Origin of the sequence: Spirulina sp. 06S082 (assembly GCF_034932145.1) — a bacterium.
Lineage (GTDB): Bacteria > Cyanobacteriota > Cyanobacteriia > Cyanobacteriales > Spirulinaceae > CCY15215.
Map to the genome: position 1 here is coordinate 1 of NZ_JAYGHV010000055.1, position 10,273 is coordinate 10,273.

Sequence of the window (10,273 nt, forward strand, 5' to 3'; positions counted from 1 at the left end):
TATGGGGCTGCACCTTCTGCTGGGGCTGTACCATCTGCCGGGGCTGTACCATCTACTGGGGCTGCACCTTCTGCTGGGGCTGCTGCATTCTGAGCGGCTAACTCCTCCTCACTGACAGGAATCAGAATTTCGATGTCAAATTTAGTTGTTAGCTCGGGCTGACCCGCCGTTAAAATGTTACCGCGAGGCGTTAATAAACGTTGTTCCTGTTCGGCAACTTCCATGCGAACATTTTGGACCACTAACAATGTTTGTACCCTCTCCAGATTTCTGAGAATTTCCAAAGTTTCGCCAAAAGGAGCCTCAATGGTTAAGTCAGTTATTATTTGACGCTTGAGCAAACCATTAACCGGTGCCCCCCAAGAACTATCCGCGATCGCCTCTGGCTCTCCCGAAGGGGGAATGTAACTGAGCAAGAGTCCGCGATTTTTCACCTGTTGATTAATTGTCAGCAACAAGGTATCTAAGCTGGCTTCTCCAGAGAACAAACTCAATACTTCTTTTTGAGAGGCTTGAACCTGTTGCAGTTGAGCTTGCAGTTCTTGGCTTTTGGCTTGCAAGTTTGCCAGTTGTAGCTTCTGCACCTCTTTTTCATCAACCTGTGTTTTCAGAGTTTGTAAATTATCCCAAGCTGGCTTCAAAAATTGATAACCTAAGCCTCCAGCAGCAGCCAAACCGATAACAGCAATTAAAACACCGCCAATCATTGGCGTAAACGTAATCCCAAACGCATTAGGATAGGGGGATTTTTCTTCTTCTTCCCCACCCATTGGAGCGAGATCGTCTGCAAAAGTCATTAAAACACCTCCAGTAACAACAAACAAAAACAAGGGGAAATTCCCAAATATTTTATTCAGCAGAAATCAGTCCCTTTTGTTCGAGATTTTTAATCCGAACTACTGAACCGAGGGCTCCTTTACTTTCTAATTGAGTCACGAGTTCTGCTGGGGGTTGTTCGCTGAGATCGTTTAGGGCAATTTCTATGGTGTATTCGACCACTTGAGGCAGTTCGAGAGCCACCGTCCCCTCTTTCCCTTCTGCCTGTTTAACATCGTTGGGGTCGTCAACCAGTTTGGCGCTGACAATTTTCCCCGTATCTGGATTGAAAAAAAGCGATTTTTCCAAGGACAACAAGAAATAATTGACAGTATCGTAAGAATCGGCATAACCCAAAATGGATAAACTCGGCATGGGTTTGGCCTCTGCCACGGGGGGCTGACCTGCTGGGGGGGGTTGTGCTGGTGTCGCCGCCGCCGCCACTTCGGTTTCCTTCTCCGTGATGGACTTGAGTTGTACCCCTGGGGGAATGCGATCGCGAATATCCGCTAAAACCGCCGACCAAGGCAAAATCTTGACGAAAACCGTCGCCAGTCCGTCGGTTTGTCGTTGAGCAACATCAATTTGCCCTTGCAATTCTTGGATTTGAGCGTTTTGTTGTTGCAGGAGACCCAGTTCTCCATCTAAAATCCGCGATTGTTCTTCATATTGAGCAGTTTGTAAGTTGAGATAAACAAACCCAGCCCCCGCAATTCCTACCCCAACCAGACCGATCGCCCCTCCGACAAACAAGGGAATGAGTTCGTCAAGGGCGATTTTCCGCGCGGGAGTTTTGGCGGCTCCTCCCGCCGGTGCAGCACTAACAGCGCGATCGTTGAGAAAATTAACATCTAAGCTATACATTTTAAATCTCCCGCAGTCCCAAACCTAAAGCAATGCCCAATCCTGGACGAACAACGTCGGGGATATCTTCGTCCGTTTCGAGGGACAATGACGAAACGGGGTCGATCTGAGCCGTGGGTAAACTCAAACGATTGGTAAAAAACTCGTCGAGTTGACCAATACCACCACCAGGACCTGCTAATAATAATTGTGCCACTTCTAGTTCTCCGCTTTGATTGAGATAAAAGTCAATGGAACGGCGCAATTCATCGGTTAATTCTCCCAATACCCTCAAGAGGGCGGCCATGCCTGGATTAATACCTGTGGCCCCAGTTCGCAAGCCATCTACGGGGGTAGAGGGAATGGTCATACCTTGCAGCATCTCTGTATCCCGTTTGGTGGGTAAATTCATGGCTCTAGAGAGGGCGCTTTGCAGTTGAAAAGTCCCGAAGGGAACTGTACGGGAAAATTGGGGAACCCCATCAACAATGATGGCAATTTCGGTACTTTCAAACTCGATATCCACTAAAACGGCGGCTTCTTGGGGTCCAAATTGCCGTAATTGCTCCCGAATGGTGCGAATGAGGGCAAAACTGTTAATATCGAGGACATCAATTTCTAAGCCCGCTTGCTGCATGGTATCGACGTAAACATCCGTGACTTCCCGGCGGGTTGCAACCAGCAAAACCTGCACTTTTTCAATACCGTCTTCATCCTCAAAAAAACCCAGCTTTTGGTAGTCCAAGTCTACTTCTTCTCTGGGATAGGGGAGGTATAAACCCGCTTCGTGGTTGAGAACCATTTCTTTCAGTTCTTTGTCGTCCAGTTCGGCGGGAATGGGAATAATGCGAATGATCGCCTCGCGCATGGGAATGGCGGTGGCAATTTTTTTACACTTGATATTATTTTGATTGAGGGTTTCTTGGATCAATTCAGCCAGGGCGGGAGAGTCTACAATTTGTCCATCCTCAAAGATGCCTTCGGGGACTTCTTCGGTAATGTAGGTATCTAATTTATAGGTTTGCCCTTGTTTTTTCAGTTGCACGATGTTAATACGTTCGGGTGCAACTTCGAGGCCGAGTCCTTTCCCCGATTTGGCAAACAGTCCTTTTAGCGAACTAAACATAGATTCAACAGTAATCGGTAATCGGTAAGAGCGATCGCGTTATCCTTTTCTTTATTACAGTGTAACCGTGGAAGTCATCGTCTATACACTTCTTTGGCTCAATGGCTTAACGCTTCTCAAATCTAACTTAGAATTTCTTTTCAGGAAAGATTTTTTTTGCGAGTGGGGAAGTAGGGGAAAAATGGGGTCTGGTGAAATCTCCCCAGATGATTGATAATTGTTGATTAAATCGTTGATAATTGACAAAGTGAGAATTTACAAGCCGTTTCATTTGGGTTTATCTCTTCTGGCAGGGCTGGCATTGAGCGTATCAATCGGCTGTACGTCACGTCCTGCGGCGGAGGATACGGGAGAAATCGAGTTTTGGACGATGCAGCTTCAGCCGAAGTTTAATGACTATTTTGGCGATTTGATTGCGGCGTTTGAGGCGGAAAATCCAGGGGTGAAGGTACGCTGGGTGGATGTCCCTTGGACGGCGATGGAAAGCAAGATTCTCACGGCGGTTTCGGCGAAAACGGCTCCCGATGTGGTCAATCTCAATCCGACTTTTGCTTCGCAACTGGCCACCCGTAATGCTTGGTTTGACCTTGACGATCGCATTTCCCCAGAAGCGCGATCGCAATATCTGCCCAATATTTGGCAAGCGAGTACCCTAAAAGATCAGAGTTTTGGGATTCCTTGGTATTTGACGACTCAAATTATCATCTACAATCGATCGCTTTTACAAGAAGCTGGACTCGATCGGCCCCCGGCGACTTATGCTGAATTGGCGAACATGGCCAAGCAAGTTAAGGAAAAAACGGGCAAATACGGCTTTTTTGTGAGTTTTGTGGCCGAAGATTCTGGCGAAATTTTAGAATCTTTGGTAAAAATGGGCGCGAGTTTGGTTGATGATGAGGGCAAAGCGGCGTTTAATACCCCAGAAGGAAAAGCTGCTTTTCAATATTGGGTCGATCTTTATCAACAAAATTTGCTTCCCCCGGAAGTTCTCACCCAAGGACACCGTTACGCGATCGAACTTTATCAAGGGGGAGAAACAGCTTTATTGGCAACTGGGGCGCAGTTTTTTCCTACCATTGAAAATAATGCTCCGGCGATCGCCAAAGTTTCTGCGGTTGCACCTCAAGTTACTGGAGAGTCGGGGAAAAAGAATGTTGCGGTGATGAATTTGGTCATTCCTCGGGATACAGATAATCCGGAAGATGCGCTCAAATTCGCCTTATTTGTAACCAATTCAACCAATCAATTAGCTTTTGCCAAGGAAGCGAGTGTTTTACCTTCAACGAAAGATTCAGTACAAGAATATATTGGTAAATTAAACGAGAAAACCGATCTATCTCCCTTGGAACAAGCGTCAAAAGTAGGCGCACAGCAATTAAATGATGCTGAAATTTTAGTTCCAGCAATGGACAATCTCAAAGTATTACAAAAGGCAATTTACACCAATTTACAAGCAGCAATGCTCGGCCAAAAAAGTGTCGAACAAGCCCTTGAAGATGCTGAAAAAGAATGGAATTCGGTAGTCGGCAATTGATGAATTTGGGTGCATCTCAGCTTTGTAAAAATGTAAAAAAAGCGAGCAAGATGTTTGTCCTTTGGACACGCTATACGGACGCACTACCCCCATTATGTCAGTTTTTTAAAAATAGCGAGCAAGATGTTTGTCCTTTGGACACGCTACGCGAACGCACTACCTCAATTATCATGTATTGTATGTAGTGGGAGCGTCTCGCTCCCTAGCTCTAAATTAGCGCTAATTTAGCGCTAATTTAGCTCTAATTTAGCTCTAATTTAGCTCTAATTTAGCTCTAATTATAATTATGCAAGTTCAATTTAGAGAATTTAATCCTTTTGATTTGTGGATTTGGTTGGAGTTTTCTACAACCCCTTCCCGTATGGAACAACAGTATATAGAGGAAATTTTTGATTCTTGGTTTTATTTGGGAAAATTAGGAGGATTCAATGCCGAAAATCTGCAAGTTACTGAGATTGGAGTTGATATTAGTTATTTAGAATATCAGGAAGAAACAGCAGATAATTCTCTGATGTCACTGATGCACAATATGGGAGAATTTGAATATCTCGGAACTTGGGGACGCTGTTGGTTCGATTTAGGCACGAGTGACGCGATCGCCTTGGATGTATTAATTAATTCTCTTCTGCGCTTAAATCAAGAATATGTTGAAATCCAAAAATTGATCATTGGTGGAGAGAATGAAGATTGGCCTGTGCAGAAAACCGATCGCGCTGAATTCGATCCCTCACACAATTAACATAATGAGCAAACATGAGTAAAACCAATAAAATTCGCGTTTTAGCATTGGGAGTGATCCGCGATCGCGATCGCATTTTCCTCTCTGAGGGATACGATCCCATCAAAGAAAAATATTTTTATCGCGCCCTCGGAGGAGGTGTTGATTTTGGCGAAACCAGTTTAGCGGCTTTACAGAGAGAGTTTCAAGAAGAATTACAAGTCGATTTAAGCAATATTTACTATTTGGGTTGTTTGGAGAATGTGTTTGTTTTCAATGGGAAACCCGGACATGAAATTATCCAACTTTATCAGTGCGATTTTGCTGATGCTACATTTTATCAACGCGAAGAAATTAGCTTTCAGGAAGGAAAACGAGAGAAAAAAGCCCTTTGGGTGAACCGCGATCGCTGTTTATCTGGCGAATTAAATGTCGTTCCCAAATCCTTTTTAAAGTACCTTTAATTTCCAATTTGTCATGGCTTCTTCCCGGAAAGAAGAGGACGACACACTCCAGTAGCGCAAAGTTCCCTCTGTATCGTAGAATGGGGAATCTCCTTAAAATAAAGTTCTATTGCTGTTCTCTCAATCTCAAACCGAGAGGCGCTTGTCCTTTCGATCGCAGTTGTCGCGAACAGTTTCTGCACAATCTCATAATTATCTTGCAATATTGTTGTAACGCGATCGCCCCGGCGATGGTTACAGCATAACAGTCGAGCAAGATTTATACATAATCATGGCTAGACGAAAAAAACTCTTTCCTTGCGGTCACAAGGGATACGGACAAATTTGCCACCGATGCGCCCAAAAAGAGGAAGATCGCGAAAAAAAGAAACAGGAAAAACAACAGTGGGAAGAAACCTTTGCCCACGATCTTATCGATCTGACGGATCTACCGAAAAATGTTGTGGTTAAGGCCAGACAAATTATCAGTAGCATTCAAGAACAACAAGATTATCGCCAATTTCGCGGCAAGAGATTGCGCCACGATCGCTCAATTGTCAGCGTTCCGGTAACTCGTAATTATCGCCTAATCTGTCGAGATAGCGGCAACTTACTCGTCCCAGAGGCCGTGATTTCCCATGAGGATTACAATGTTTGTAAACCTGGAAGTTGAACAATTGTTAACGATCGTGTCAACGATCGGTTATTCGCGAACAAGGAGCAGTTACTTGTTGACTTTCCTCTTAACATATCATGCAAATTTATCTTGATTACAGTGCGACAACACCTCAACGTCAGGAAGTTGCAGCGAAAATTCAACAAGTCACCAGTACCCAATGGGGTAATGCTTCCAGTTTGCATTCTTGGGGAGAAAGGGCGGCCTTAGTGCTTGAGGAAGCGAGATTTCAAGTGTCCCGTTTAATTAATGCTTCAGACCCCGAGACCATCGCCTTTACTTCCGGGGGAACAGAAGCAAATAATTTAGCAATATTTGGCATAACTCGGCAATATTGTCAACCCCAACATTTAATTATTTCTAGTGTCGAACATTCCGCGATCGCCGAACCAGTAAAATTATTAGAAAATTGGGGTTGGCAAGTGACTCGTCTTGGGGTTAATCGCCAAGGAAGGGTCGATCCTAGGGAATTAAATGCTAGTTTGCAAGGCAATACTGTTCTTGTTTCCATCATTTACGGTCAAAGTGAAGTGGGGACGCTACAGCCCATTGAAGACCTCGCCGCTATTGCCCACGATCGCGGCGTATTGTTCCATACTGATGCAGTACAGGTGGCAGGACGTTTGCCTTTAGATGTCAAGGGTTTGGGGGTCGATCTCCTGTCCTTTTCCAGCCACAAACTCTACGGACCCCAAGGGATCGGGGCATTATATAGAGGTCGAGGAGTAGAATTAATGCCTTTGTTGCTAGGAGGAGGACAAGAAAGCGGTGTGCGATCGGGAACTCAAGCTATCTCTTTAATTGCAGGCTTTGGTATGGCAGCAGATTTAGCAAGAAAAGAATTGGTAGAAGAGAGAGCTAGATTAAGAGAGTTACGCGATCGCTTTTTTGAATTGTTGGCAGACTGTCCTTATTTAATTCCCACTGGCGATCGCTTACATCGTTTGCCTCATCATGTCAGTTTTTGTTTGACTCCTCCCCTCGCAGGAGAAGTTACCGGAAAGGCGATCGTGCGTCAGATGAACCTTGCGGGCATTGCGATCGGTGCCGGATCTGCCTGTCATAGCGGTAAACTCAGTCCCAGTCCCATTTTAAAGGCAATGGGCTACGATGATGCAATGGCATTAGCAGGAATTCGCTTCTCTTTGGGGAAAGAAACCACGCGAGAAGATATTGATTGGACGGCAATGGTATTAAAACAAATTCTAGAACGATTAATGGCTAAAATGGCAGTGTTGCGTTGACATACTCTCACCTCTCGATAACACAACTTTAACCTACGCGATCGCATCCTGCTAATTTTAATATGAAGAAACAAGCATCTTTTCTCAACAGTACAGCAAAAATCGAACAGCAATTTTCTCCACAGGCAAAGTTAGCGCTATACCTTTAATACTGACAATCATTAACTTCTCCTTCCTCTGCATCCAGAAGAATAATAGTTCTTGCGCGAACTTAGACTGGTCAGGTTTAAGCTGAGGTTTCCCTCAATATCCCGCTAGAGTCCGGAGGACTTAGCGGTGATTTCCTGAGTCAGAATGGGAGATTTTTCAGTTTGATTTTGTTGCAGCGCGATCGCCTCAGTGTTAAAATCGCCTTATTGAAAGCGAACGGAAACTTTAGGAGGAATTCCTAATTGAATATCGATCGCAATATCTTTCAAAATGGAAATATAGGCATCTTCCAAACGTTCATGACATTTTTTGGCCATGAGGATCGCCCTTAAAACAGTTGTTAATAATTTATTGCTTTCATTTTCAGCAATAATTTTTTCAACAGCTTCATTGTTTAAATTATCAACCGACCCCACCAGAGAAGTTTGAATTTGTGGCAAAACACCCGCTTCGATGTGAAAACTACTGACACGCAAACCTAACTCTTCAACCATCGGCAAAATTCGTTTATAGTCATCAAGTAAATCATCAAGTTTACCCTGTGCAGCCGAGGAAAGGTCGGTTGCTTGTTCTTGAACTTGTTCTTTCAAGTCGTCTGCTTTATCTTTAAAGTTTTGAAACACGATCTTGTTAGCTCCTTAGAAGTCATAGTACGGACAATTTTAAAGGCTCTGAAGTTATTTTTACAACTCCATCACCCCTCATCCTGTTTTACAATGCTCCGGCTGCAGTTCGATCTAAAATACCCGACCCCAAATAAGTCGTTAAATTGACCGTTTGCAAAACAGGTAAACCCTCTGCACCTTGGGGATAATCAATAACACTGACTGCACAATTTCCCTGTTTGATATTCCAGAAACTTTTGGGTTCTAACCCTAACAAATAACAGATAATAACTTTGTTAATGGCATCATGGGCAGAAACTAATACGACTTTGGGTTCATCAGGATTAGAATGGGTTTGCACAATTTTATTCCATGCCGCGATCGCGCGATCCCAAACTTGTTGCAAATTTTCTCCTTCGGGCATTTGTACAGTTTCTGGAGCATCTTTCCACTGTTGCAATAATTCCCCAAATTCGGCCTCAATTTCAGATTCTAATTTTCCTTCCCAAAGGCCGTGACCAATTTCTTTAAATTGGTCTTCTAAGGCTAAAGGAACACTCTGATGATATTCAAGAATAATCTCTGCGGTTTCCTTGGGGCGCAATAAAGAGCTAGTAACAGCAAAATCAATATGAACGTCCTTGAGATATTGAGCTGCTTTTCGTGCTTGTTCTTTCCCCGTCTCATTGAGGGGGATATCCATCATACCTTGGAAGCGAGACATTCGGTTCCATTCGGTTTCTCCGTGACGAACCAATAATAAACGCACAGCAGGGGGTTTGGGGGGGCGAGGCGGAGGCAAAACACTTCCTGTATGGGAAACTTGATTGAGGGATTCTAACTGTACGGGATCCTCTAAACCACCGCTAAAATTTAAAACATTAATACAGCAATTAGATTGTTGTATTGTGTGATAGCGTTCGGGAGGAATACCGATCGCGCTCATAATCAAACAGCGATTAATGCCATTGTGAGCAACAATGAGAATTGTTTGTCCTTGATGTTTGGCGATCGCTTCTTGCCAAAATAATTGAGCCTGTTCGTAAAGAGAAAGGACGGGAAAATGCTCTTTTTCTCCTGCTGGTTCAGATACCAGCATTTTAAATTCATGGGGACGTTCTTTCCAACAGCGATAATCTGCGGGAAACTTTTCGACAACCTCTTGTTTACTTAGTTTTTCCCAAAGTGGGAGATCGACTTCCCTCAGTTCTTCTTTTGCTTCAGGAGTCAGAGAATTAGCCAAATATTGCTGAATAATAGAGGCAGTTTGAGTCGCTCGCTGCAAGGGACTGTGATAAAATGCGTCGAATGTTACGCCTTGCAATGCCATGCCAACTTTTTTAGCCTCAGTTTGTCCCTGTTCGGTGAGAACTGATTCATCGCAACGGCCTTGGATTTTTTGTTGAGCGTTATAGGAACTTTGTCCGTGACGCACGATAATAACACGAGTAGTCAAACTTCAATCCTCCAATTCTTGGGTTATTTGTCTACAAAGCAATGCGTAACAATCTGCAGTATCCTACATCATTTGAAACCGCGCAATCGTTCTCAGGATTAAGAAAAATCAGCAAAAAATCGGGAGAAGTTATGACGGGAGAGGAACTCAGAGCATTATTACTGAAAAAGTGGGGACGTTCTTATGATGTACGCTTGCGACAAACTAAGGGAACAATTTACCTACAGGTGATGTGGAAATATTTGGAACAGCAGTCTTTTCCCCTCACTGAGATGGAGTATTTGCAGCATTTACAGGGAGTCGCGACATATCTCGATGCTTGGGAGGGAGAGTCTCAGGTTCAAGATTACCTTGCTAAAACGACAGAACGTCCGCGTTTGGGTAAGGCTGTTAGTATTCCTCTGGATTTGGGGGAAAGGGCTTCAGAATGGATTGTTGGGGATGTTTAGTTTGAACTTCAGCAAGTCGGCGATCGCGCCAATGCAGATATCGACTCAAACTCGGAAATTTCCCCGCATATTCCTTTAACCGCTTGTAAATAGGGTTTGCTGAAAAGAGATAAAAAGATTGCTGTGTAAGGCTTAGAGAAACAAAAAAATAGAATTAAATGGGATAAAAAGGGGTAAAATAGAGAAAAACCCCGCATTTTTACGAACAGATGT

The 10,273-nt window shown here is 43.9% G+C and carries 13 protein-coding genes; 7 read left to right on the top strand and 6 right to left on the bottom strand.

The window, feature by feature from the left end; genetic code table 11:
- From VB714_RS05915 to pilM, 3 genes are all read right to left on the bottom strand, one after another.
- Positions 1 to 797, bottom strand: a 797-nt coding sequence (locus VB714_RS05915) for a hypothetical protein (RefSeq protein WP_323222120.1), incomplete at its 3' end; no start/stop codon positions are given.
- Between the two features lie 52 nt (positions 798 to 849).
- On the bottom strand, positions 850 to 1,680 hold the full coding sequence (locus VB714_RS05920; protein ID WP_323222123.1) for a PilN domain-containing protein: 831 nt from the start codon (positions 1,678 to 1,680) through the stop codon (positions 850 to 852).
- A gap of 1 nt (position 1,681) precedes the next feature.
- Positions 1,682 to 2,785 carry a type IV pilus assembly protein PilM gene (pilM, locus tag VB714_RS05925; RefSeq protein ID WP_323222125.1) on the bottom strand — a complete coding sequence of 368 codons (1,104 nt, stop codon included), beginning with the start codon at positions 2,783 to 2,785 and terminating at the stop codon, positions 1,682 to 1,684.
- Positions 2,786 to 3,023: 238 nt separating this feature from the next.
- Here pilM and VB714_RS05930 point away from each other — a divergent pair, with 238 nt between their 5' ends.
- From VB714_RS05930 to VB714_RS05955, 6 genes are all read left to right on the top strand, one after another.
- On the top strand, positions 3,024 to 4,319 hold the full coding sequence (locus VB714_RS05930; protein WP_416309616.1) for an ABC transporter substrate-binding protein: 1,296 nt from the start codon (positions 3,024 to 3,026) through the stop codon (positions 4,317 to 4,319).
- A gap of 286 nt (positions 4,320 to 4,605) precedes the next feature.
- The gene (locus VB714_RS05935; protein WP_323222129.1) at positions 4,606 to 5,058 is read left to right on the top strand and encodes a DUF3531 family protein; all 453 of its coding nucleotides are present in this window, start codon (positions 4,606 to 4,608) and stop codon (positions 5,056 to 5,058) included.
- A gap of 14 nt (positions 5,059 to 5,072) precedes the next feature.
- Positions 5,073 to 5,501, top strand: coding sequence for an NUDIX hydrolase (locus tag VB714_RS05940; protein WP_323222131.1), 429 nt, complete (start codon positions 5,073 to 5,075; stop codon positions 5,499 to 5,501).
- Positions 5,502 to 5,581: 80 nt separating this feature from the next.
- Positions 5,582 to 5,746: a hypothetical protein gene (locus VB714_RS05945; RefSeq protein WP_323222133.1), complete on the top strand. Its 165-nt coding sequence runs from the start codon at positions 5,582 to 5,584 to the stop codon at positions 5,744 to 5,746.
- Between the two features lie 26 nt (positions 5,747 to 5,772).
- Positions 5,773 to 6,153: a hypothetical protein gene (locus VB714_RS05950; RefSeq protein WP_323222135.1), complete on the top strand. Its 381-nt coding sequence runs from the start codon at positions 5,773 to 5,775 to the stop codon at positions 6,151 to 6,153.
- A gap of 80 nt (positions 6,154 to 6,233) precedes the next feature.
- Entirely contained in the window at positions 6,234 to 7,400 is a 1,167-nt protein-coding gene (locus tag VB714_RS05955) for a cysteine desulfurase family protein (RefSeq protein WP_323222138.1), read from the top strand.
- A 353-nt stretch (positions 7,401 to 7,753) separates the two neighbouring features.
- On the opposite strand, the gene VB714_RS05960 is transcribed toward VB714_RS05955, so the two are convergent.
- Both VB714_RS05960 and VB714_RS05965 read right to left on the bottom strand, forming a co-directional pair.
- Positions 7,754 to 8,173: a hypothetical protein gene (locus VB714_RS05960; RefSeq protein ID WP_323222140.1), complete on the bottom strand. Its 420-nt coding sequence runs from the start codon at positions 8,171 to 8,173 to the stop codon at positions 7,754 to 7,756.
- Positions 8,174 to 8,261: 88 nt separating this feature from the next.
- Positions 8,262 to 9,611 carry a histidine phosphatase family protein gene (locus tag VB714_RS05965; protein ID WP_323222142.1) on the bottom strand — a complete coding sequence of 450 codons (1,350 nt, stop codon included), beginning with the start codon at positions 9,609 to 9,611 and terminating at the stop codon, positions 8,262 to 8,264.
- 131 nt (positions 9,612 to 9,742) lie between these two features.
- Between VB714_RS05965 and VB714_RS05970 the strand changes: the two genes are divergently transcribed.
- Positions 9,743 to 10,060, top strand: a complete 318-nt coding sequence (locus VB714_RS05970; protein ID WP_416309617.1) for a DUF3067 family protein — start codon at positions 9,743 to 9,745, stop codon at positions 10,058 to 10,060.
- Between the two features lie 8 nt (positions 10,061 to 10,068).
- Here VB714_RS05970 and VB714_RS05975 read toward each other — a convergent pair.
- A partial coding sequence (locus tag VB714_RS05975) for a hypothetical protein (protein WP_323222147.1) occupies positions 10,069 to 10,273 on the bottom strand: 205 nt, incomplete at its 5' end.